At 39.7% G+C, this 22,777-nt stretch carries 21 protein-coding genes; 1 reads left to right on the top strand and 20 read right to left on the bottom strand.

The window, feature by feature from the left end:
• Nucleotides 1-22 precede the first annotated feature (22 nt).
• From ACM66U_RS00190 to ACM66U_RS00155, 8 genes are all read right to left on the bottom strand, one after another.
• The gene (locus ACM66U_RS00190; protein ID WP_346389086.1) at nucleotides 23-712 is read right to left on the bottom strand and encodes a succinate dehydrogenase/fumarate reductase iron-sulfur subunit; all 690 of its coding nucleotides are present in this window, start codon (nucleotides 710-712) and stop codon (nucleotides 23-25) included.
• The gene (locus ACM66U_RS00185; RefSeq protein WP_418640853.1) at nucleotides 713-2,239 is read right to left on the bottom strand and encodes an FAD-binding protein; all 1,527 of its coding nucleotides are present in this window, start codon (nucleotides 2,237-2,239) and stop codon (nucleotides 713-715) included.
• Nucleotides 2,236-3,159 carry a D-2-hydroxyacid dehydrogenase gene (locus ACM66U_RS00180; RefSeq protein WP_418640852.1) on the bottom strand — a complete coding sequence of 308 codons (924 nt, stop codon included), beginning with the start codon at nucleotides 3,157-3,159 and terminating at the stop codon, nucleotides 2,236-2,238. Before ACM66U_RS00180 ends, ACM66U_RS00185 begins: the two co-directional genes overlap by 4 nt.
• Entirely contained in the window at nucleotides 3,160-4,323 is a 1,164-nt protein-coding gene (gene purT / locus ACM66U_RS00175; protein ID WP_151901428.1) for a formate-dependent phosphoribosylglycinamide formyltransferase, read from the bottom strand. It lies immediately after the preceding gene.
• Nucleotides 4,324-4,376: 53 nt separating this feature from the next.
• On the bottom strand, nucleotides 4,377-6,113 hold the full coding sequence (locus ACM66U_RS00170; RefSeq protein WP_151901429.1) for a flagellar hook-basal body complex protein: 1,737 nt from the start codon (nucleotides 6,111-6,113) through the stop codon (nucleotides 4,377-4,379).
• Nucleotides 6,114-6,190: 77 nt separating this feature from the next.
• Nucleotides 6,191-7,444, bottom strand: coding sequence for a flagellar hook protein FlgE (locus ACM66U_RS00165; protein ID WP_151901430.1), 1,254 nt, complete (start codon nucleotides 7,442-7,444; stop codon nucleotides 6,191-6,193).
• An 11-nt stretch (nucleotides 7,445-7,455) separates the two neighbouring features.
• Nucleotides 7,456-8,124, bottom strand: coding sequence for a FlgD immunoglobulin-like domain containing protein (locus ACM66U_RS00160; RefSeq protein WP_151901431.1), 669 nt, complete (start codon nucleotides 8,122-8,124; stop codon nucleotides 7,456-7,458).
• A 10-nt stretch (nucleotides 8,125-8,134) separates the two neighbouring features.
• Nucleotides 8,135-9,616 (bottom strand): flagellar hook-length control protein FliK, encoded by a 1,482-nt coding sequence (locus ACM66U_RS00155; protein WP_418640851.1) that lies wholly within the window; start codon nucleotides 9,614-9,616, stop codon nucleotides 8,135-8,137.
• A 235-nt stretch (nucleotides 9,617-9,851) separates the two neighbouring features.
• Between ACM66U_RS00155 and ACM66U_RS00150 the strand changes: the two genes are divergently transcribed.
• Nucleotides 9,852-10,070 carry a hypothetical protein gene (locus tag ACM66U_RS00150; protein WP_151901433.1) on the top strand — a complete coding sequence of 73 codons (219 nt, stop codon included), beginning with the start codon at nucleotides 9,852-9,854 and terminating at the stop codon, nucleotides 10,068-10,070.
• An 8-nt stretch (nucleotides 10,071-10,078) separates the two neighbouring features.
• On the opposite strand, the gene ACM66U_RS00145 is transcribed toward ACM66U_RS00150, so the two are convergent.
• From ACM66U_RS00145 to ACM66U_RS00090, 12 genes are all read right to left on the bottom strand, one after another.
• Complete coding sequence (locus tag ACM66U_RS00145; RefSeq protein ID WP_151901434.1) at nucleotides 10,079-10,498, bottom strand: hypothetical protein; 420 nt, start codon at nucleotides 10,496-10,498, stop codon at nucleotides 10,079-10,081.
• A gap of 50 nt (nucleotides 10,499-10,548) precedes the next feature.
• Nucleotides 10,549-12,219 carry a DNA primase gene (gene dnaG / locus ACM66U_RS00140; RefSeq protein ID WP_418640850.1) on the bottom strand — a complete coding sequence of 557 codons (1,671 nt, stop codon included), beginning with the start codon at nucleotides 12,217-12,219 and terminating at the stop codon, nucleotides 10,549-10,551.
• A 7-nt stretch (nucleotides 12,220-12,226) separates the two neighbouring features.
• Nucleotides 12,227-13,273, bottom strand: coding sequence for a sensor histidine kinase (locus ACM66U_RS00135; RefSeq protein WP_151901436.1), 1,047 nt, complete (start codon nucleotides 13,271-13,273; stop codon nucleotides 12,227-12,229).
• On the bottom strand, nucleotides 13,260-13,898 hold the full coding sequence (locus ACM66U_RS00130; protein ID WP_151901437.1) for a response regulator transcription factor: 639 nt from the start codon (nucleotides 13,896-13,898) through the stop codon (nucleotides 13,260-13,262). The genes ACM66U_RS00135 and ACM66U_RS00130 overlap by 14 nt, the downstream gene beginning before the upstream one ends.
• Nucleotides 13,899-13,907: 9 nt before the next feature.
• Nucleotides 13,908-14,723 carry a DUF3187 domain-containing protein gene (locus ACM66U_RS00125; RefSeq protein ID WP_418640849.1) on the bottom strand — a complete coding sequence of 272 codons (816 nt, stop codon included), beginning with the start codon at nucleotides 14,721-14,723 and terminating at the stop codon, nucleotides 13,908-13,910.
• Nucleotides 14,724-14,785: 62 nt separating this feature from the next.
• Complete coding sequence (locus ACM66U_RS00120) at nucleotides 14,786-15,307, bottom strand: hypothetical protein (RefSeq protein WP_151901439.1); 522 nt, start codon at nucleotides 15,305-15,307, stop codon at nucleotides 14,786-14,788.
• Nucleotides 15,308-15,408: 101 nt separating this feature from the next.
• Complete coding sequence (locus ACM66U_RS00115) at nucleotides 15,409-18,468, bottom strand: efflux RND transporter permease subunit (RefSeq protein WP_418640848.1); 3,060 nt, start codon at nucleotides 18,466-18,468, stop codon at nucleotides 15,409-15,411.
• 8 nt (nucleotides 18,469-18,476) lie between these two features.
• Nucleotides 18,477-19,526 carry an efflux RND transporter periplasmic adaptor subunit gene (locus ACM66U_RS00110; RefSeq protein ID WP_151901441.1) on the bottom strand — a complete coding sequence of 350 codons (1,050 nt, stop codon included), beginning with the start codon at nucleotides 19,524-19,526 and terminating at the stop codon, nucleotides 18,477-18,479.
• Nucleotides 19,519-20,703, bottom strand: coding sequence for a TolC family protein (locus tag ACM66U_RS00105; protein WP_418640847.1), 1,185 nt, complete (start codon nucleotides 20,701-20,703; stop codon nucleotides 19,519-19,521). The genes ACM66U_RS00110 and ACM66U_RS00105 overlap by 8 nt, the downstream gene beginning before the upstream one ends.
• Nucleotides 20,704-20,748: 45 nt before the next feature.
• A complete protein-coding gene (locus ACM66U_RS00100; protein WP_151901443.1) occupies nucleotides 20,749-21,060 on the bottom strand; it encodes a hypothetical protein in 312 nt (103 codons plus the stop codon).
• A gap of 14 nt (nucleotides 21,061-21,074) precedes the next feature.
• Complete coding sequence (locus tag ACM66U_RS00095) at nucleotides 21,075-22,202, bottom strand: SO_0444 family Cu/Zn efflux transporter (protein WP_418641420.1); 1,128 nt, start codon at nucleotides 22,200-22,202, stop codon at nucleotides 21,075-21,077.
• Nucleotides 22,203-22,209: 7 nt separating this feature from the next.
• A complete protein-coding gene (locus ACM66U_RS00090; RefSeq protein ID WP_418640846.1) occupies nucleotides 22,210-22,761 on the bottom strand; it encodes a c-type cytochrome in 552 nt (183 codons plus the stop codon).
• Nucleotides 22,762-22,777 lie beyond the last annotated feature (16 nt).

Genomic DNA, 22,777 nt, shown 5'->3' with positions numbered 1-22,777 from the left:
CAATCAAGAAAATTATTTTTTGTTAAAATGAAAGTCCTCCACCAAAATTTTGCGCAAAACTCGGGTCGCTGTACCCTGCCATTGTAGACTTCATGCGAAGTTTTTCTATGTCTGCTTTTGAAGATATTCCCTGAGGGCAGACTAAAGTACATTCATTGCACAAAGTACAATCCCAGACACCGTTTGTCTGCACGGTGTCTATCTTCTCTTTGGGCTCTGCCTCGCGTTTGTCACTGACATATTTCCAGACACCTGTCAACGCGAAAGGTCCTAAAAACTCTTCATTGACACTGTAAACCGGACAGGCAGAATAACACGAACCGCATAAGATACAGTCACTCTGCAAAGCATTTGTTTTTTCATCTTCATGCGTGAGTTTTGCTGCTTTGTTATATGTCTGCAGCCATGTTTTTGCACGTTTGTTCGTCTCAAGGGCTTTGTCCATATTGACAACCAAATCACGTATGACTGCTACATTTTTGAGCGGTTCTATCACATCCCCGTCTTGCACTTTATAGGCACAGGCAAGCACCTCTTTTTCATTTACACGCATCGAACAGCTGCCGCAGACACTGCTTCTGCATCCGCTGCTGTATGCCAAAGAACTGTCCTGCTCTGTTTTTATACTGTTTAACACTTCTAAAAGCGTTGCATCGTTTAAATCTACTTCATACATCACAAAGCCGGATGCTCTTTTTATGCTTACTTTCATCTATTGCTCCTCTTGTACAAAATGAGCGCCGCAGCTCTCTTTTCGCTCTAACGCAGCACTCACTACCGCTTCACAGACATCAAGCATATTTCTAAATTCTATGAACTCTACAAGATTGGTATTATAAACTTTGCCGGTGTCTTTGACACCCATAAGGGGCAGTTGTTCTTTTAAGAGTTGTATCTCTTTTCGTGCTTGGAGCAGTGCACTCTCTTTTCTTATAATGCCCACTTTTTTATAAAAAAGTTCCCCTACATACGAACGTTTTTCATAAAAATCAATTTCATTGCTAAAGCTTTTGAGCTTATCAAGAAAATTTGTCTCTTTTTTACATGTACGCTCATTTTTGCTTTTATCATCACAAAAAGTATAATGCGCTGCACTTTTACCGGCTTCACGACCAAAAACTATAATCTCAAGCAAAGAGTTGCCACCCAAACGGTTTGCGCCATGCACTTTGTGGTTTGCACACTCACCACAGGCAAACAAACCGCTTACGCTTGTTTGCGATTTGTTATCAACTTCTATTCCTCCCATGGTATAGTGTGCAACTGCTTTGATGGGAATCAGATCTTTTACAGGGTCCACCTTTTCATACAAAAGCGCCAGTTTTCTCTCCTGTGGCAGATTCTCGTCTATAAACTCTTCTCCTAGATGTCGAATATCCAAATAGACCTCTTCACCTGCTAAGATTTGTTCATTGATTGCACGACTTACTTCATCTCTTGGTGCAAGTTCGTTTATAAAACGCTCTCCCTTGGAATTAAGTAGATACCCGCCTTCTCCTCTGGCACTTTCACTGATAAGGATAGAAGAATTTTTCAATCCTGTCGGATGGAACTGTACGAACTCCATACCCAAAAGTTTTGCACCGATTCTAGCAGCTGCCGCGATACCGTCTCCTGTAGAAGCTGTTGAGTTTGTAGAGTATTTGTCATATATGCGTGAGTACCCTCCTGATGCCAAAACAACACTTTTTGCAAAGTGATGTTCCAATTCTCCGCTTCTTATATTCAAAATTAATGCACCGCAGATACTCCCGTCTTCTTTTGTGAGCAAATCAAGCAAATAGCGTTCATTATATATTTCAATATCTTCTTTCAAACAACGCTCATAAAGTGTATGGAGTATTTTTAATCCTGTATAATCCTGTGCATAGCAGGCCCTTGGAGCGGATGCCCCTCCAAGCTTTCTTTGGGCAATTTTTCCATCAGCTGTACGGGAAAAACAGACACCGATTTCATCAAGCCACTGTATGGCATTCGGTGCTTCACTGCACATGTAACGCACAGCTTCTTCGTCTGCCTGTCCGTGTGCAGATTTCAGCGTGTTTTGAATATGCTCTTCTACAGAGTCCGGACTCACATTTCCAAGTGCAGCATTCATCCCGCCCTGTGCCATACAGGTCTGACTTCTTGTCGGGTACTCTTTTGTAAGTACGCGCACACTTGCACCGGCATCCTTGGCAGCAAGAGCCGCTGTAAGTCCTGCCCCGCCTGCTCCTATAATCAATACATCTGTAATCATTGTATATTCTCACATACACTCTGAATGAGCTTTTCTCTGGCTTCAACCGATGTCCAGGCAATATGCGGTGTCATATAGAGCCTCTCTTTGTTCTTTACATGTAACAGGGGACTCTCTTGCGGCAAGGGCTCTTTTTCAAACACATCCAGCCCGAAAGAGATATTTTTTTCATCCACAAGTCTGGCAACTGCCAACTCGTTAATGATTCCGCCACGCCCGAGGTTCAGTACCACTGCACCCTCTTTACATGTAAAGAGCTTTTCATAGTCTAAAAGGTTTTTTGTTTTTTCATTAAGCGGTGCGTGCACAGTAATAATATCGCAACTCTTTAAAAGCTCGACAAGGTCTGCTCTTTGAAAATCTTGACTGCGATTTACCCCGCTTGTCGAGTAGTAACAGACATCCGCACCGAAACATTTGGCAATATTAGCAACACCTCTGCCTATTTCACCCAAACCGATGATGCCCCATTTTTTTCCTTTTATCTCAAAAAACGGATGACTTACATCGGTAAACAGGGCACTCTTGGAGTAGGCACCGCTTTTGACAACTTCATCATAGTAGCGTGAATGGCCTATGAGATAAAAAAGCATAGAAAATGTGTGCTGGATAACAGAGTCGGTAGAATATCCGGCCACATTTTTTACTGCAATGCCAAACTCTTTTGCAGCCTCAAGGTCAACGTTGTTCATTCCTGTTGCCGCAACACAGATCAGTTTGAGGTTTTTTGCATGCTGCATATGCTCTTTTGTTATCACAACTTTGTTTGTTACTATAACTTCCGCATCTGTTATACGTTTGAGTGTCTCCTGCGGTAATGTTGTTTTGTATGCTGTTACGCTTCCCAACTTGTCAAAACAGGACAGGTCTGTATCGCCAAAGGTCAATGTATCGAGTAAAACTATTGTACGGCTTTGCATTTACATGTCTCTGATTTTTGTTATAAGTTCACGCGCTTTTTCAAGTGCGGCATCTACTTTATCAAAAACAAGTGCCACAGCCAAGCGGCGTCCTTTATGTGCTTCGGGCTTTCCAAATACTCTGACATAGGAATTGTCACTAAAGAGGCTCTCATCCACATCAACAACAGGAGCAAAGCTCTCTTTTTCGCTTTTGAATGCGGCAGATGCGCCTTCACCGTAAAAAGTAAATCCGAGTGGCAGTCCCAACACAGCACGCAGATGCAAGGCAAACTCACTCTGGCTTTGTGTTATAAGCGTTACCATTCCCGTATCATGCGGACGCGGGGAGACTTCAGAAAAATAAACCTCATCCCCTTTGATAAAAAGTTCAACACCAAAAAGCCCCTGTCCTCCAAGTCCGTCTGTTATCTCTTTTGCCATTTTCTGTGCTTTTTCTTTGGCTATCTCGCTCATCTGCATCGGCTGCCATGAAAAGACATAATCTCCGTCGCGCTGTTCATGTCCGATAGGTTCACAAAAAACTGTCTCTTTGCCGTTACGAGCCGTAAGCATTGTAATCTCATAATCAAAATCTACAAATGCTTCGACTATCAGCTCACTTGCATCTCCGCGTGCTTCTTTTGCCGCTTCCCATGAAGCAGGAATATCTGCTTCACTTTTGGCAATACTCTGCCCATGTCCGCTTGAACTCATAACCGGTTTAATCACACAGGGAAAGCCAAGCTCACATGCTGCTTCAAGCATGCCTTCTTGTGTTGTAACAAATTTATACGGTCCGGTTTTGAGTCCCAAAACCTCTGCCGCAAAGGTACGGATATTTTTTCTGTTCATCGTTTTGCTGACTGCATTGGCATTTGGAATAACATTGTAGCCTCGATCTTCTGCCGCAAAAAGCGCATCAATGTTGATAGCTTCGATTTCCGGTAAAATATAATCAGGTTTTTCACGATAGATGATTTCCAAAAGGGCATCTTTGTCAAGCATATTGACAACATGGGAACGATGCGCCACCTGGTGAGCAGGAGCATTTTCGTATCTGTCAACGGCTATGGTTTCAAGTCCCAGGCGCTGTGCTTCTATGATGACTTCTTTACCAAGTTCACCGGAACCGAGCAACATGATTTTTTTTGAATTTGATTTAAGGGGGGCACTGAATTGCATGAGCATAATTCCTTCAATTTGTATTGAAGAAATTATATCAAAATAGAGTTAATTTAACGTTTTAATCCTATTAGGGTTTCAAGCAGTTGATCAGATGTTGTAATCGTTTTTCCGTTTGCCTGATATCCACGCTGAATAACAATTAACTGTGTCAAAGCTAAAGACAAGTCAACATTTGATGCTTCCAATGCAGAAGATTGTATAAACCCACGTCCGGCAGTAGCAGCAGTTCCTATAATCGGATCACCGGAATTGGCAGTTTGGTTATAAACATTTCCGCCTTCTGTTGAAAGTCCCTCATTATTTGTAAATTTTGCCATACCTATTTGTGCCAAACCAAATGATCGGCCATTAGAAAATGAACCAACCAGTGTCCCACTTTGATCAATTCTAATACCTACTAAATCTCCACCCGTAAAACCGTCTTGAGAAATTCCAGAGGTCGCACTCAGACTATCAAACGATGTCATCCCGTCAAAATCATTAGGCGTACCAAAAGAGAGATTCACCGTCTGATTTGGAGCCGAACCATTGTTGCCGGTAAAAGAAACACTTGTTGGATCATATGTACTGAGAGAGCCGTCTGTGTTAAATGTTATCGCACCTTTGACTTGATTTGTTGGGGCTACGGTACTTATTGTTGAAGGCTCAGGAACTGTAATCGTCATATCCCATTTACTTGCAGAAACTTTTCTAAATTCTGTTCTAAGTGTATGTTTTGTCCCCAGTGAATCAAAAATATCTATAGAACTTGAATGCGTAGCAGCATTAAAGTCTTGAGAGAAAGCAGTTGCACCAGTCGTATTTGGCAAACTGCCTTCCAGCGCACTCATTGTTGTAGTAAAGCGTGAGTTTTCTGTTACTGTACCCGTAATTGGTTCTATATTGATATTTAAATCAGCACCACCGGCAGCAGAGTTGTCAATTTTTATTTTCCCTTGATCATCCACAACTACTGTTGCTGTAGAAGAAATATTAGCAACATCCGTTTGCATTTTATCTCGCAGATCTTTTAAAGTTGTAAAATCTCCTGTGCCGTCTGATTGGTATTCATATGTATAAATAGTTCCATCACCATAATCAATTGTTACACCTTGCCCGTTTTGTAAAGAAAAAGCCTCTCCATTGCTGTTAAACATTGCCCCTATATCACCAGAGTTGACACCTACCGTATTTCCATCATAATCACTCACTACTCCATTTTCATCAATCGGGTACGCACGGGAATAGCTCGAAACCAAAGGTCCTGAATTAAGATTTGCTTTCAATACCACTTCTGTTGTTGGCTGTGCTGGTGTTGTAAGTCCTGGCGGTATATTTATATTTTCAATCGGTGCTGTCGAATCCACTTTTCCGGTTACAGGGTCACGCAGCCATCCTTGGACTATAAAACCGTTGTTATCAACAAAATTTCCGCCTGCATCAAACTTAAAATCACCCGCACGTGTATATTTGTAAGTATTTCCTCCATCTGGAGAGATAATAAAAAAACCATCTCCCTGCACAGCGACATCTGTATTTTTATCTGTATTCGTTATGGAACCTTGTGAAAAAATTTGTGTTGTTGAGTTTGCAGTTGAACCAAGTCCAACCTGAACAGAATTTTTACCGCCTAACTGTCCCTGTGGAGCTGTAGCAATGGAACTTGTTTGTGCCAAAAGATCTGAAAAATTTGCACGTGAATATTTAAAACCCGTAGTATTTACATTAGCAATATTATTTGATTCGACATCCATGGCAACTTGATGAGATTGTAACCCAGAAATACCAGAATAAAGTGATTTTAACATTTTAAATCCTTTTTATCTTCTATCTCATATGATAGATTTAGTAAAATACATTAAGCATATATCATTCCAACTTTTATTTAGGCATCCATATCAAGTGCTTTTTGCATCATCTCATCAGCTGTGGTAATTGATTTGGAATTTGCATCATATGATCGTTGTAATACTATAAGCTCTGTTAATCCATATGTCATATCTACATTTGAACCTTCTAATTTATAATTTGTCATATCTGTACCTATGACGTTTTGTCCCGCGGCATCCTTGTAAAAAAAAGCTTCTCCGCTATTTGAAGATTGTGCAAAATTTGTGCCAGAAAGACGACTGAGCCCTTGATCATTCTGAAAGTGATAAAGAGCAATTTTTCCAACACTACTCTGCATGCCATTTGTAAATGTTGCAATAACTTCACCATTTTTATTTATATCATAACCATTCAGTTCTCCACCTATGGTACCATTAGACAAAGAAGAAGCCGTTATATCTACATTTGAGAGTGCAACTATGCCATCAAAGCCTGTGCCCAAGTCAATTGTTACACTTGCACCATTATTATCTATAGACGTGAGAGTGTTTGTCACTAAAGCACCTGTTTCATCAAATTCGACAATACCTGACTGCGTGTCATATATAGTTTCTCCGTCTAAAGACTGTGTTGTTGCAACAACATTCCATTGTGTTCCAGGAGGGATTTGCGGATCAACCAGTGTATACTCAAGTTTAAGTTCATTCTTTACACCAGCCGGATCAACAACACTCGCACTCATAGTTCTTACTTCTGAAACAGTTCCTATATTCCCGGAAAATTGTGCTATTGTTGTTGGTTCTGCAGGATAGGTTAATGACTTTGGAAAACGCAACTTCTCTTGTTCTCCAGCATCTGCCAAAGGGACTTCATCAAGTTGTTGTGTCAGCACTTCTCCATCTATATTACCGCCCATAGTACCTAGTACATGATAGCCATCGGTAGTCACCAGATCATCATTGCTGTCAAATGAAAAAGCCCCATTACGGGTATATACAGGATCCCCGTCTCCTTGAACACCAAACCACCCATCACCCAATATTGCCAAATCTGTACTTCTGTCTGTTAACAAATATGATCCTGTTGATTCTATCATAGGTGTTGCCTGAAGAGTTGTTCCCAAACCAACAGAATCACTTGTAGTGCCATTTGTTGTCATGAGAGCATCTTCAAAAAGTGATGAGAACTCATATGTATTACCTCTATATCCGACTGTATTTACATTCGCTAAATTATCAGAGATAATGTCAATACCTGAAGAGTTTGTCTTAAGTCCACTCAGACCTGTATAAAAAGCTTGCGTCATCATAAGTTTATCCTCTAATAAATTTCAACAACATTTGCAAGAGGCACATATCCAGAACCAACTTTTACATAAGTCTCACCTGCATCAAATCGTACAGATTCTATTGGGTATGTACCTACTCTTGCTGTTAGACTCTCACCAGCTGAATTTGTATATGAGGCAGTAGCATAGTAGATTCCTTCATCAACACTGTTGCCTGCGCTATCCTTTCCGTCCCATGTATATGTATAAATTCCGGCATCACCTTGTTCTGCCGTAATTGTTTGAATAATATTCCCATTACTGTCAAGTATTTCCACATTCCCTGAAGCGACATCTGAAGGAAAGTAGATTTCAAATGATGTATCTTCTCCTTCAGTATATGTTATCGCATTACTCCCTAAATCTGCAGTCTTGCCAATGGCTGAAATAGCAGAAAAATCACTAGAAGCTGCCATTGTCGCGGCCAAGTCCTCTAATGCTTTATTTGTATTGTCTGTTGCTTCAAGAGTGGCTAGCTGTGAAGTTTGCGTCAAAATCTGTTCAGTATCAGTAGGTTCCGTTGGGTCTTGATTTTGAAGTTCTACCAAAAGAAGTGTCATAAAATCATCATTACTTAAACTTGTTTTATCTTCTACAACATCTGCACCTGTTGTATAATCGCCATATACCGAGGTATCTTGTCCTATAGAATTAATTGCCATTGTTTATCCTTTATGCGTAATTTGGAACTATAATCTCTAAAGAGTTTATAATTTCTTCTTTTTTTTCTTTATTGTCAAAATAATTATATTCTTCATGCGCTTTTTGATTATTTTGTCCTTGTTGCTGCATTTGTCCACCAGCTGAATTTTCTGAATTTTGAGAACTGCTACTAAAATTTAATGTAGCATTATTTATTCCATTATTATTAAGTTGCAGCTTCAAGTCATTAGCATTCACAGCCAGAGTATTGATGGCAGTATTGTTTGAACTGATATTTATATGAAGATTTTTTCCGCGTTGTACTATCGTCAGATCAACCTCACCCAGTCTTTGTGGATTTAGCTGAACTTTGATACGTGTAAATGGCGACTTATACTCTTCAATTGCAGATTTTACATCATGAGAGAGATATTTGACCATCTGTTTTGCTTCATTGAGTTTTACCTCAAAACTGTCTGCCTTTGCAATATTCAATCCATCTGTCTTTGCCTGTACAGCGCCGTCTTCACTCTTGTCATTTTGCAAAAGAGACGCTAATGATTTTTCTGTCTCTCTTGAAGTATGCGGTGCTACCATCACCTTTGCTGTTGCCACTGAAAAATCTGCTGTAAGACCTGATTCATTCTTTGTGATTTTTTCTCCACGCAGAAGAAGCTTCAATGTGTCATCAGCTTTTTGTTTTGGAGTTTTGTCTATTGTCAGTGTATTTACTTTTGTATCTACAATTTGCTGTGTCGTAATTTCAGTAACGCTGCTCTGCGCTTTAAACAAGGGGGTCTGTTTCTGCTCTTGTTTAACCTGCTGTGTATTTTTAACAATCTCTTTTTTTACCAGTTCCAAACTTTCGTCTGCCACCCCTGTCTCTTGAACTTTTGCAACATCTGCTTTTGTTTTTTTTACTTTGACACGAACCGGTATCTCTTCATTTGAAACGTCTGCTTCTTCTTTTGGTTCTTGTTTTATCTGGGAAAAAGAAGTTTGTTCTGACTTTTGTACTGCTTCTTGTTTTATCTGCAAAGAAGGAGATTTCTGCTCTGCTATTGTTTTTGCATTCGTCTGTGCAAAGTCTTTCACCTCTTCCAATGTGATTTTTGAAAGTTCAATCCCTGTTTTCTTTGCAAGCTGTACAAGACCGTTCAGTGTTTTTGGCAAGGCATCGATTTCGGCTTTCTTGTACCCTTCACTCTGCACAATTTTGCTTTTGAGAAACTCTTTTGCCTCTTTTATCAAAACTTTAACATCCTCTTGTGACATTTTGGCTGTTATTTGCGAAGCAAGTTCGGCACTTTCTACTTCTGTGGCAGATCCAACAGGAACTTTTTCATCATTTAATGCAAGAATCAATGAACCGTTTTGCATAGTTTTACTGTTTGATTCTTTTGTTCCTTTAAGCAAGGATGCAAAAGAGATCGTTGGCTCTTCCTCTTCCGGAAGTGCTGTATTTAAAGGAGATAAGGAAGAAATCTCTTTTTTTATATCTACTGAAATCACACTTTGCTCCTCTGCTTTTCAAAAGAATTTTAAAATACAAAGCATTTAGTGTTCCATTAAGTTAAGCAGATTTTTCGGAACGCGGACTTCAGTCCGGACTGAGGGGGGCAAGACTATTGCAACAGCAGACACTGCAGAAAAAAATTTAGTTTTTTTCCAAGTCACGCTTTAGCGTTAGAAAGTACCGGTTCCAAGAAAGCATTAATATTTTTAAAGAAGTGTCGATATTAAAAATATGAAAATTATATTTTTTATACTTTTGCCGTTATTGGTGATTGCAGAGACCATATATGCCACAAAAGTTTCCAAGTCAAATATTGAAGCGATGCACAACCCAAAAATAAAATGCAGATGGGTGTGCGATAAAAAAATATACAAAGAGCAAAAAATATCCGAAGCAATCTCTTTTTACAAAAACTCCAAATATTATAAATTTACAAAAAAAGGCTTCTAAGTACCTACTTAATAGTCTCTTGTAATCCTGTCCAGACAGTGCAACTCTTTTTTAAAAAATCTACTGACACTGTTTTGCATATTTTCAAGAATATCTTTTGTTGTTTCACCGTCCACGGGATAGCTCAGTAAAAAAGAGTCCAGATACTTTGCAAAAAACTCATCAAACATCTTTTTGACAATCTCAGCTCCGTATTTGTCAGTGTAAGGAAGGACAAAAAAATAATCCGCGCCGTCATTTGCTATCGAATCTGATGAACGCAGTATTTCCGTTAAAGAAGCATCCACCACACTCTGTTCAATCCCCGAAAAATCGCAATAGAGCAGAGTAAAACTCTCAGCACGGTTTTCATCCAGTCTGTCCGATATACCAATATTTAAATCCAGTAAATTTTTAAAATTGTCAAATGAGAAATGTACGCCTGCCATCTTGGGTTCCTTCTGTTTTCTTTAGTATAACAAAAAATCTTTAATCCGACTCAATCATTCGGTGTGACCAGTTCCCCTCTTTTGAGTTTTGCAATTTTCCCCCGGAATTTCCGGATATAAAAAGCTTTCTCTTCAAAACTGATATTTGAAGCAATATTGACCTTTTTCAACTCTCTTTCATAGTATCTTGTCAAAAAAGTAATCAGTTCCGCATTCAAAGCCTCTTCATCTTGAAGCGGTGTGATAGTCTCATCTACCCGAATAGCCATTATCTCGGGAGTATCTTGTTTTCCCTGCAGGACCAGTGAAAATTCATAAGAGTGAAACTGCAAAAAACTCGGGTCAATCACATCCAAAATCTGTTCAATATACTCAGGTTTGTCCAAAATAGTTTTAATCAAAGAGAGTTCCCACATATCTCTGTGCGCACTGTTTCTTTGCTGTGGCATGTTCTGCCTGTTTGTGTCTGTCTGGGTATTGAATCGCAAAAGCGAGGGAGAGACACCCAATCCGCCCAGACGTGAAGCAAGGTAGGTTTTATACTCCTCTTGCAGTATGGGAGAGAGTGTTTTTAGATAGGCAATGCCCTCTTGCATACAGGATTCTTTGGCTTTTGGGTCTTTGAGATTATACAGAGAAAGAATTTCATCAAGGACAAACTCTATAAAAGCTTTTGCTTTGCGAAACATACTGCTCAACTCTTCAACGCGACCCTCTTTGACCATATCGGCAGGGTCAAGTCCTCCGTCAAACACCACAACACCGCCGTTAAAACCAGAAGCACTTAAAAGTTTTGAAGCCTTGAGGGCTGCTGCACGCCCTGCTTTATCTCCGTCATATGCCATGACAATACGAGGAGAACCTTTTCGAAGCAGCGGCAGATGTTCATGTGTCAACGCCGTTCCCAGCGTTGCCACAGCATTGTCAAATCCGGCCTGATGCAGCATTATAACATCGAGATAACCCTCTGTGATAATGATTTCGCCTTTTTTATGCAGGCTTTGTTTTGCCAGATGATAGGCATACAAAAGACGTGATTTGTTAAAAAAGGCTGTCTCGGGAGAGTTGACATATTTTGCCTGATGTCCGGTTATGGTTCTGCCGCCAAAGCCGACAATACTGCCGTTGGCGGAGAAAATCGGAAAGGTTATTCGCTCTATAAAACGGGCATAGGTATGGTTGCGTTCCTGATTGTAACCGACAACACCCATATCTACTGCTTCTTTGATACTGAACTGCTGTGAGCGGATAAAGTTCAGCGTTGCATTCGAATCAGGTGCATAACCGATACCAAATTTTTCTATACTGTTTTCATAAATGCCCCGCTCTTGAAGATACGAAAAGGCTGTTTGGTTTTTCGTTAAAAGTGATTGATACCACTCATTGAGCTTCTCCATAACCTGTGAACGTGGTTTGTTATGTTTGTTATCGGTGTAAGCAAGTGTAAAGTTATAGGAATCCGCCAGTTTTTCCAAAGCTTCGGGATAGTTCAGCTTTTCATACTCCATCACAAACTTCACTGCATCCCCGCCGGCTCCACATCCAAAACAGTGAAAGATCTGTTTTTGCGGACTCACTACAAAAGAGGGGGATTTTTCCTCATGAAAAGGGCAAGGTGCTTTAAAATTACCTCCTGCTTTTTTCAGTTCTATATAGCTGCCGACAACATCAACAATATCAAGTCTGGCTTTGAGGGCTTCTATGGAATCTTGGGAAATCATAAAGAAATTATACTATGATATTTTTAAGATTAAGCGTGAAAACTGTCCCCTTGCCGACTTCGCTTTGTACAGAAACAGCAATATCTAATTCTTCACACAGTTTTTTAACGATATGCAGTCCTATGCCTATACCTCTCTCCTGCTCTTTGTAAAATCTCTCAAAGACACGCTTGGGATTTTGTATGCCTTTGCCTGTATCTTCAATGCTTAAAATATTATCGCTAAATCGGATAAAAACCTTTCCCTCTTTTTGATTGTATTTGGCAGCGTTTGAGATCAGATTATCTATGATTCTCGTAAAAGAATCTTTGTTTACATGTAACACAACAGCCGGAATTTCTGTATGAAAGCTGATATCTCTGTAATTACTTTCTATAAGATTTATACGCTCTTTCAAAAATTCTTTTAACACAAGCTGCTCTTTTTGCGTTACATGTGAATGCAGATAAGCTCGCAAATTTGCCTGCAGATTCAAAATATTCTGCACAGCATTTTCTATTCTCTCAATTTTAGTATTTTCTCCCGTTTCACTTTTGAGCATGGAAACATTGAGGCGCAAGGTAGACAAAGGCGTATTAAAATCATGTAAAATATCTTTTATAAACTCCTCGGTTACATGTAACGCCTTTCTTAACGGAGAGAGTGCATACAGAGCAAAGAAAAAAGACAATATTGCAATGATAAATACAACAATAAAAAAATTCCATAAAAGTTCTTTTTGCAGAGTGCGTACCTCCTGCATATACTTCTCTTTTGGAAGATAAATTTTCAGGGCATTTTTTGTAGAATTCGGAATGGAAAAATAAGCACTTAATTCGCTTTCATTTTTATACAGTCTGTAGAGTTCATACTCTTTTTTGGGGACAAAATCGTATTGAAACTCTTTACACTGCAGAGAAAAACTGCAAAGTCTCATTTTTGAAAAAACAGTCTCATCAAGGCTTTGCAGCTCTTTTTGATAGTTGAGTAGAAAAAGAGCCCCTGCCAAGAGTGTCTGTGATAAGAAGAAGAGAAAAAAACTCTTCAGCAGGGACTCTTTTTCAACTTTTTTCAAGCATATATCCTATTGCGCGAATATTTTTTATATCCAGACCTGTGATATGTTTAAATTTGTTTAGTGCAACCCGTAAAGCCGCATCTGATGGGCTGACAAGACAGTCCATCAGAACAGTTTTGTCCAAAACCTTGCCGATATTATGCATAAACAGATCACAAAGGCACTCTTGCACTTCTCCCAAAGAGACTATTTTGCCATCTTTATAGAGCTCTTTTTTTTCTGCTGAATATCTCAGATTTTTATAAACAATGTCTTTGTTTGTCTGAGACAATTTGGCATTGACACGGATAAGCAACTCTTCCGGGAAAAAAGGCTTTTTGAGATAATCATCCGCACCAATGGAAAACGCCTTGGATATAGAATTCAAATCTATTAAAGCACTGATAAAAACTGCCGGTGTAGTATCATCGGCATTTCGCAGACTCTCCAAAAGTTCCAGTCCGTTCATATCCGGAACATTAATATCAAAAACATACAAATCATACCTGTTCTCATAAGAAGCGTCAATAGCATCATTTCCGTTGTGTACCGTATCGACACTGTATCCGGCCCCTTCCAAGAGCTCTGCCAAAGTCAGGGCGAGGGGTACATCATCTTCAAGTAAAAGTATATGTTTTTGCATCATCTCTCTTTAAAAATAATAGCCCAGTTTTACGGAAGCGGCTTGGTCACTTGCACTGTCACTCAGTCCGTACGCATAAGAGAAGGTAGTGAACCAGTGTATATTGATACTGTAGTATCCGTACGCCGAAACTGTTCTGATTTTTTCAACACCTGCATAAATACTGTCTGAAGTATTATGTGCCACGCTTAGGTACAGTTTGTTTGTAACGTAATACCCTAAACCGCCACTAAATGCATTTGTGTTTTGATAGGCAACCGTTCCTGCTATATCATCATCATTAATCATTGTGTAAATATAACCACCGAATATATTGACTTTTCCTAAAGCATAACTTGCATTCAGTGAAGCTGTATAGTCAGTGTTGTTGTTATTTAACGCTGTATCATATGTAGGCAGAAGAACGCCCGCCCCTACACGCAAAGAGAAAGATTTCAGTGGTTTAAACTGATACGATGCTCCCAGAAACGAGTCATTTAAACCATTTTCACTATAGCCGTCTCCATTGGTAGTATAATAGGATGTAGACGCCTGAAGTGAAAAGTTTTTATAGTAATAGTCAATTTGAAGGGAACTGGAATAGGTATCTGTCTGATTTAAAGAGGCATAATTGGATCCGGCATAATTTGCACCGATTATAATATCAAAATGATGGGAGGAGACAAGGCTTTTTTTAGTACACCCGTTTATATCAACCAAATCGGTCAAAGGGGTATTGGGACATTTGTCTCTACTGTCATCCACACCGTCCATATCTGAATCAGAGTAGGCAAAAAGGCTGACAGAGAACATGCCCAGCATCATTAATATAAACATTTTTTTCATAAATATCTCCTTATTAATCAATCACCTCGTTAAGCTCTGGAGATGATTGATTGTTTAATTTTTTATCTGCGTCGCATCATTCCAGCATTCATGCTTGGAATATTAGTGGTACTTGTTATTCCACTCGTTTCAACAGTTTGCATATACTGACTGCCAGCCTGCTGCTGTATCATATTTTGTACCTGGCTCATATTTTCATTTGTCTGCAGTTGCATCTCCTGCACATGATCCTGAGCTCTTGTTTGTGTCATATCTCTTGCCATGCTTGCAGTTTCTGTACCAGCTTCTGCCTGCATTTTACTCTGCATCTCTTGTATTGCAGCCATTCTCTCTTCCTGATTCATCTGCATCAGTCTTTGTTTAAACTCATTCATCAATTCCACTCTATCTTGTTCCGGTGCACTTTGAATAGCTTCTATCTGTGCATCAATATTCACCGTAGTATCTGTCGTAGTATCTGTTGAAACAGTTTCTTCTGTTGGAGCAGTGCTCACTGTTGTGTCTGTAGTGACAACATCCTCTGCCGAAGCTATGCTTAAAAGACCAAGCAAAGCAACTGATAATGTAATGTTAACTAATTTCATCTGAAATCCTTTGTGTTTAATTTTCAAACCCGGGAATTCTTTGATTCCCTTGTTTTGATGTTGGTATTATCACACAACAGAGTTAGCAAAGTGTTAGCACTTCACTGATTTTTCTTTTTATCATAAAAAAGCAGATATGTTGATGGCAATATCAGTAAAGTAAGCAGTGTCGAGCTTATAATCCCTCCTGTTATAACCACCGCCAAAGGGTACTGTATCTCACTTCCTACACCTGTCGCATAAAGAAGCGGCAGAATTCCGAAAAGTGTTGTAAAAGCTGTCATCAGTACCGGTCGCAGACGCAGCAGTGTTGCATCTTTTAAAAGTATCTTCAAATCCACATCAGGATATTTGGTTCGCAGTTCATCTATAAAACTCACCAATACAATACCGTTGAGTATCGCGATGGCAAAAATAGCCAAAAAGCCCACTATCGCCGAAACAGACAAATATATACCGCCGACAAGCAGAGCAATGATACCGCCGATAAACCCAAAAGGAACATTCAGCAAAATAATCATCGACTTTTTCAGAGAATTAAATGCCGTATAAAGCAGTAAAATAACCAAAAGAAGTGTTACAGGAATAATAATAATCAGCTTTTGTGTCGCTTCTTTCATATTTTTAAAGTCACCCGCCCAGCCTATATAGTATCCTGCGGGCATTTTCACTTTTTCTTTTATCAGTTTGTCTGCTTCTTGGACAAAAGAGGCAGTATCTCGTCCTTCTACATCCATTGAGACGACCATATAACGGCTCAGGTTCTCTCTTTTGATAAAAGAGGCGCCTTGGACTATTTCAATGGCACAGACATCTTTGAGCCTGACAATATTTCCGTTTTGTGAACGGAGTGTTACATTTTTTATAGATGCAATATCTTCTTTTGCGTCTTTTATCTTGGCAACAATGGCAAATCTTTTAATCCCCTCTATTTTCTGGGTGACACCCTCTTCTCCTATACCGTTACGAATAACCTGCATCACATCTTCTACACTTATACCGTACCGTGCAAGAGCGAGATAGTCCGGAGTTATTTTAATCTGTGCCTGACCAAGCTGTGATTCTACTTCCATTCGCTCCAGTCCGTCCACGCCTTTAATTGTGTTTTGAATATCTTTGGCAATTCTGTCGAGTTCTTTTTGATTCTCTCCGTAAATTTTAATAGCCAGTTCTGCTTTTACGCCTTCAAGTAATTCTTCTATACGCATTGCAATAGGCTGCGTAGGAATAAACTGTACAAAAGCAAAATGATGTTCCAAATCTTCACTCATCTTTTTCGTCAAAGCAGGCAAATTTTCAATATTAGGTTTGAGCGTCAAAAGCACTTCCATGTAGTTTGCCTGCGCCGTTTCTCCTTTTTCGCTTCGTCCTATCATTGTCAGCACAGACTCTACATCTTTGGGGTAATGTTTTCGTATATACTTTTCTATATCTTCAGAAACCTCTATGGACTGGGTAAGCGCTGTTCCCGGAATTGCAATAACCCTGTACATAATAGACTCTTCATTGAGTGTTGGCAAAAATTCCCGTCCCTGCTGAGAAAGCATATAGGCAAGAACAATAAATACAACAGTGACAATTGCCAATATCTTTTTTGCATTTTCCAGTGCAAACAGCAGTACAGGCGTATAGACTTTTTTAATACCTCTCATCACGATATTTTCAGGAGAGTTTGTCGGTTTTAAAAGCATCAAAATAAGTACCGGAACCAGTACAAGTGCTACAAGCAGCGAGCCGAGCATGACAAACACAATATTGAGTGCCATCGGCGTATAGAGTTTTCCGGCTAAACCGTCAAGTGAGAGCAGAGGAATAAAGACCGCCGCAATGATTAAAACAGCAAAAGTCACAGGGGTTGCCACCTCTTTTGCCGCCTCGGTGACTACTTGCAATTTGGGCTCATAAGGATTGTCATGCAGTTTTCTAAAACTGTTCTCTACAATTACAATGGTTCCGTCAACTATCATACCTACCGCAATTGCCAGACCGCTCAAACTCATAAGATTGGCTGAAAGATTGTAATAATCCATCAGCAAAAACGCACTCAACAAAGACAGGGGCAAAGAGAGTATAACAATAAAAGCGCTGCGCAGTTCAAACAGAAATAAAAACAGTACAATGGCAACTAAAACTACACCACTTAAAAGTGCCGAGGTCATTGTATTTACCGCTTTGTGTGTAATGTCTGTTCTGTCATACAGAGTGGTAATTTTCACACCCTCCGGCAGAGCACTGTTGACTGTCTTGATCTTTTCTTTTAAACGTTCGACGACCTTTGCCGCATTGGTAGCTGTCCGTTGCAGCACCATTCCCATAACAGCTTCATTCCCGTCTATCGTCACCGCTCCAAATCTTGGGCTCACACCCGGCATTACACTGGCAACATCACCAATGGTAATGGCCTGCCCCTGACTGGGTTTTATGACACTGTTTCTTATATCATCAAGCGTTTTATACAAACCTGCTCCGCGAATCAGATACTGTTCCCGGTTAAACTCCAAATACTGTCCGCCTGCTGCCTGATTTGATTTTTGCAGTGCCTCAATGATATCGCCATAGGTAATCCCAAAGTCCTGCAGTTTTTTTGTATCTATCAAAACATTATACTGTTTCTCATAACCGCCCCAGCCGATGACTTCTTCGACACCGCTGACACTTTTAAAAAGAGGGGTAACAATGTACTTTTGCATCTCTTTGAGTTCCTGCAGGGAGTATTTTCCTGTTGTATCTTCTACCTGATACCAGAAAACCTGTCCCAAACCGGTTGTATTTGGTCCCAAAACAGGTTTTCCCCAGCCTTTTGGAATATCCACACTTGCAAGTCGTTCTGAAACGAGTTGGCGTAAAAAATATATGTCCATATCGTCTTCAAAAAAGACAGAAACATAAGAGAGTCCAAAAATGGAGTTTGACATAATAAGTTTCACCCCTGCCATCCCAGAGACAACTGATTCTATAGGGTAGGTGATGAGCTTTTCTATGTCTTCGGCAGAATTTCCCGGACTCTCTGTATAAATGACAACCTGTTTCGGCGTAATATCAGGAAAGGCATCAATGGGAATATCCCGGTATGCCCTGTAACCAAAAGCAATAATTCCGAGAAAAAAGACAAGCACTAAAATTTTGTATTTGAGCGAAAGCTCTATAAGTTTATCTAACATACCAGCCCCTAATCCCCATCGCCAAGAGATGATTTGAGCAATGCCGATTTCACATAATAACTCTCACCGCTCACATAGGTTTCTCCCAACTCCAAACCTTTTACCCCGACATATTCATCATCTTCTGCAACTATTGCCACAACCTGCGGCACATATTCCGGAGACTCTTCCTTGCTGGGAACAAAAACCACCCATTCGTTGTTAAAAAAAGAAAGTGCCGATTTTTTCACAGCAACATAGCTTTTTGCATCAGCAAAATATATTGTTGCCTTTACATAGACATCAATAAAAAGATCATCCACTTTTTGATCCACGCTTGAAAGAACCACGACTCTTTGTGTTGTTTCATCCACCTTGGGCATTATTTGCGTGGCATGTGTAATAATCTCTTCTCCTGCATAGTCAACCACTACTGTATCCCCAATACGCGCTTTGGTCGCATATTCAAGAGGCAGATAGGATTTCACATAATAGGCTTGATTCTTTACTATTGAAACAATCGGTTCATTTGGTGATACAGAAGAGTGCAATGGTTTTAAAAGAGCTGAAACACGTCCGCAGCTGTGTGCATATAAAATAAAGTCAGCGGTTGCTTTTTTGAGATTTTTCACATCTATATTCAATGTTTCAAGTTGCGACTGCAAGGCTGTAAGATTGGCCGCAATTTCACTTGTCTTAATCGCTTCAGAGTTAAGACTCTGCATTGACGTCATTCCCTTTTTGTAAAGTTTTTCAACAGCTTCATAATTTTTTTGTGCTGACTTATACTGTTTCTTCAGTGCAATATAATCTGCGCTCATTTTTGAAACTTTAATAGACTTGATAAGAGCAATTTTATCCCCTTCACTTACATCCTGTGCGGGTTTGACAAAATATTTTTCCAAATGCCCGCCCACTAACGAGGTGATAGACTGCTGCGCGTTTGAAAGCTGTATGATCTTGGCATTGAGTGCTACCGATTTTTTAAAACTGTGCATTTGTGTCTTTGCCAGTGGAACTTCAGCAGCCAGTACAACAGCCCCGATTCCCAGCAACAGTGATAGTAATAACTTATTCATTATATTCTCCTACTTCATAGTTATACAGAACTATATTTCTGTTTATTTTATTTTCAAGTATTATCTTTTTTTCTTTTGTCTGTATCATTTGGTTTTTGATATTTTGCAGTTCCAAAAGGTTGATGTTTGCTATTTTGTAACCGTCTTCATACATTTTTAACAGCTCTTTTTGCGCATTGTAAAGATCCTGTGTAGAGCCTACAACAGCACGTAGAATATTTAACTCTTTTTTTAACCGCTCGATATTGCGCGAAAGCGCTGTTTTTTGATGCTGCAGCAGAAATTCACTCTGTTTTGCCTGTAATACGGCGATACGCTGCTCTTCTTTTTTTGTGTTAAACAGAGCAAGAGGAATATTCATACCGACTCTGGCAATGCTTTGGTCCGGTTCAGCTTCGTAGGCTGCATAAACGTTCATCCACTGAATTTTGTTTGCATTGAGTCTTGCTTTTGCGTTTGCGGTATTTTGCTGTGTTTTGAGGTAGTACAGCTCTGCCGAACTGTTTTGTATCTCTTCTTTTTGCATTTTGTCTGAAAGCCTAAACACATAGTTGTCATCGAGTTCTTTCTCGTTTTGCAGACCCGCAAATGCCAACAGTTTATAATAACTTGCAAGCCGCATTGCTTTTTTCTCATTCAGCAGGTTTTTACTGCTTGTCAAATCCACTTTTGCCCGAAGATATTTCACTTTTGCGATTGTTCCCGCTTCATATCGCTCTCTTGAAATATTTGCAATATTTTTAGAAATTAAAAACTCCTCCCGGGCCAATCGGAGCAATGCAGACTCGGTCATATACTCAACATAAAGCAAAGAGAGTACTTTCACAAATTCTGCATGCTGAAGAGTCACCAGTCCTTTAGCCTCTGCCCTTGTTGCTGCTGCCAAATTTGTTCTGTCTTTGCCGACACCCCACAAACGAACAGGCTGCATCAGGGCAACCCTGTAGCCTGCTTCACTCTTTCCAAGATCAGGAGTAAACTTTGATGCCTCAAGGGAGAGTTTCGGGTTTTTATATCTCTGTATCACGTTTGACTGCTCATCCGCACGCTCTATCTCCAAAGCATTCGCTTTAAGATAGGGAGATGCCTGCAAAGCCTCATATAAAAATGTATCAAAATCCTGTGCGGACAGAACTGCACAAAATCCAAATACTGCAAATATGCTTTTTTTAAACATAGTTATCCTTTTGTTTGTTGTTAATTTATAAATATTAGATTAGAACTATGCGCTGATAGGAGGTTTTAGAAAGTTATCGTATGAGTTAAACTCATATATCTTGATATTTGAATAGGGTTTTTGAGAAAAATTTTCACGTGCAAAAGGGATATTTATTTCAGGAAGAATAAAAGCAATATGAAAACAATGGTGCAACTGACAAATGCAGTTATCCGCTGTCTCACTGTTATTGCTAAATTCATGGACATACTCACTCACCTGACACGGGTCTGTCTCAAGAACCTCTATTGCGTACGCATGGAGTATGTTAAAACTCATTGACAACAATAAAACAAATGTGAGCAGTCTCTTTTTCATAATCGTATTATACCCTAAGCACTGCAACAACTGCCGTCATTACACTCTTTATCCTTGAAAAAATATGGTTTTATTACATAGTACAGCACAAATCCCCAAAGAACAAGGCTTGCAATCCAAGCGATAAAACCGGCATCCTCATCCATATGCACAAGTTCTTTGACATTCACATCGCGAAAAAGATAGTCAAGCCCCAGTCCGAAAAGAAGGGAGCCGGCTATGATGGTCCCAAGATAGATATAAAGCGTTCTTGTTCCCAACATCTTTTTTACAACGCCTATTGTTACAGTATTTGTCGCAGGACCTGCACTTAAAAAAACAAAAGCCGCTCCGGGACTCACACCGGCTAACATCAGACCTGCGGCAATCGGCAAAGAAGCGGTTGCACATACATACATAGGCACGGCAATGGCTATCACTATGATATACGAGAGCCAGTTGTATTTTATAAGTATTTCACTCAGATTGTCAGGAACCGCCACAGTTATTAAAGCACCCAGAAGAAGACCTACGAGCAATGGTGACGCAATGTCTTTTAAAAGTGTTCCAAAAGCATAGGTAAAGGCATTTTTAACAATATTGTTTTTTTTCTCGCCACTGCTTGCCTGCGTGCTGCAACAACTTGCATCATCAGATGTTTTTACTGCCGAGAAAGTCATTACCGAGGGCTGGTTTGTCGGAGCCTTCATACTAAATACTGCGGCAGGTTTTTGCTCTTTTTTGTTCTCCTTTTCAGGGTAAAAATTGGATAAAATTCCGGCAATAACAGAAATAATCATCGAAGTCACAACCCTGTAAATAGTAAAAGCCCAGCCAAACATTCCATAAGTCGCAAGTATGGAATCAACTCCTGTAATCGGTGTAGAGACCAAAAAAGAGAGTGTGGCACCGTTACTTGCACCGCTTTTTTTGATACCCGTTGCCAAAGGAATTACCCCGCAAGAACACACAGGAAGAGGAATACCGAAAACTGTCGCTTTGATTACCGACATAACAGAATCTTTTCCAAGATGGTTTTTTACAATACTCTCAGGAACAAGTTCGTGCAAAAACCCGGCAAAAACAAGTCCGAACAAAATATAAGGGGCCATGGCGTTGCTTAAATCAACCAGAGCAGAGAAAAAAAGCATAATAGTTTCCATCATAAACCTAATGTGTTTGGATTTTTACGGCGCCGCATTTTCCTGCGCCGCATTTCATATTTTTGTTTTTCATTTCACACATTTTACCGCCCATAAATTTGCCCCATGACTCTTTAAAATTATCATACAGCCAGGAAGCAACAGCCGCTCTCTCTTCTTTGCTTAGCGTTTTTCCTATCGGAGGCATTGTGCCAAAACGTTTATATGCCATCGGCATACAGAAACCTTTCTTTTTTGAAGGGTTTTGTATATAATCTGCTACAAAAGCAATAAAATCTTCACGGGTTTTAAGCATCATTTTCAAACGTTTTGATACCATAGGCATCGGCGGTGCTTTCATTTTGCTTTTTTGCATTTTGCGCATCATTTTTTCACGCATTGCCATTTTTTCTTCCTGTGTGGCATTTTGCATTTTCTGACGCATTGCCTGCATCTGTGTCTGATCCATCATCCCTTTCATAGCATGACATGAGGCACATTTTGCTTTGTATATATCTTCTCCCGAATTTGCTCCAAGAGAAACAAATCCTAAAATTAAAACTAATAATAATTTTTTCATAACTAAAATTCCTTTT

Origin of the sequence: Sulfurimonas sp. ST-27, from assembly GCF_048081595.1 — a bacterium.
In the GTDB taxonomy this organism is placed as follows: Bacteria; Campylobacterota; Campylobacteria; order Campylobacterales; family Sulfurimonadaceae; genus Sulfurimonas; species Sulfurimonas hydrogeniphila.
Note: the sequence above shows the minus strand (reverse complement) of the source record. Positions and strands in the feature narration are given on the sequence as shown.

Coding starts and splice junctions, on each gene's coding strand:
- ACM66U_RS00105 (WP_418640847.1), bottom strand. CDS start 20,703: ATGTTTAAAAAAAGCATATTTGCAGTATTTGGATTTTGTGCAGTTCTG.
- ACM66U_RS00190 (WP_346389086.1), bottom strand. CDS start 712: ATGAAAGTAAGCATAAAAAGAGCATCCGGCTTTGTGATGTATGAAGTA.
- ACM66U_RS00150 (WP_151901433.1), top strand. CDS start 9,852: ATGAAAATTATATTTTTTATACTTTTGCCGTTATTGGTGATTGCAGAG.
- ACM66U_RS00095 (WP_418641420.1), bottom strand. CDS start 22,202: ATGGAAACTATTATGCTTTTTTTCTCTGCTCTGGTTGATTTAAGCAAC.
- ACM66U_RS00170 (WP_151901429.1), bottom strand. CDS start 6,113: ATGTTAAAATCACTTTATTCTGGTATTTCTGGGTTACAATCTCATCAA.
- ACM66U_RS00180 (WP_418640852.1), bottom strand. CDS start 3,159: ATGCAAAGCCGTACAATAGTTTTACTCGATACATTGACCTTTGGCGAT.
- ACM66U_RS00100 (WP_151901443.1), bottom strand. CDS start 21,060: ATGAAAAAGAGACTGCTCACATTTGTTTTATTGTTGTCAATGAGTTTT.
- dnaG (WP_418640850.1), bottom strand. CDS start 12,219: ATGATTTCCCAAGATTCCATAGAAGCCCTCAAAGCCAGACTTGATATT.
- ACM66U_RS00160 (WP_151901431.1), bottom strand. CDS start 8,124: ATGGCAATTAATTCTATAGGACAAGATACCTCGGTATATGGCGATTAT.
- ACM66U_RS00110 (WP_151901441.1), bottom strand. CDS start 19,526: ATGAATAAGTTATTACTATCACTGTTGCTGGGAATCGGGGCTGTTGTA.
- ACM66U_RS00165 (WP_151901430.1), bottom strand. CDS start 7,444: ATGATGACGCAAGCTTTTTATACAGGTCTGAGTGGACTTAAGACAAAC.
- ACM66U_RS00115 (WP_418640848.1), bottom strand. CDS start 18,468: ATGTTAGATAAACTTATAGAGCTTTCGCTCAAATACAAAATTTTAGTG.
- ACM66U_RS00145 (WP_151901434.1), bottom strand. CDS start 10,498: ATGGCAGGCGTACATTTCTCATTTGACAATTTTAAAAATTTACTGGAT.
- ACM66U_RS00120 (WP_151901439.1), bottom strand. CDS start 15,307: ATGAAATTAGTTAACATTACATTATCAGTTGCTTTGCTTGGTCTTTTA.
- ACM66U_RS00185 (WP_418640853.1), bottom strand. CDS start 2,239: ATGATTACAGATGTATTGATTATAGGAGCAGGCGGGGCAGGACTTACA.
- ACM66U_RS00125 (WP_418640849.1), bottom strand. CDS start 14,723: ATGAAAAAAATGTTTATATTAATGATGCTGGGCATGTTCTCTGTCAGC.
- ACM66U_RS00130 (WP_151901437.1), bottom strand. CDS start 13,898: ATGCAAAAACATATACTTTTACTTGAAGATGATGTACCCCTCGCCCTG.
- purT (WP_151901428.1), bottom strand. CDS start 4,323: ATGCAATTCAGTGCCCCCCTTAAATCAAATTCAAAAAAAATCATGTTG.
- ACM66U_RS00090 (WP_418640846.1), bottom strand. CDS start 22,761: ATGAAAAAATTATTATTAGTTTTAATTTTAGGATTTGTTTCTCTTGGA.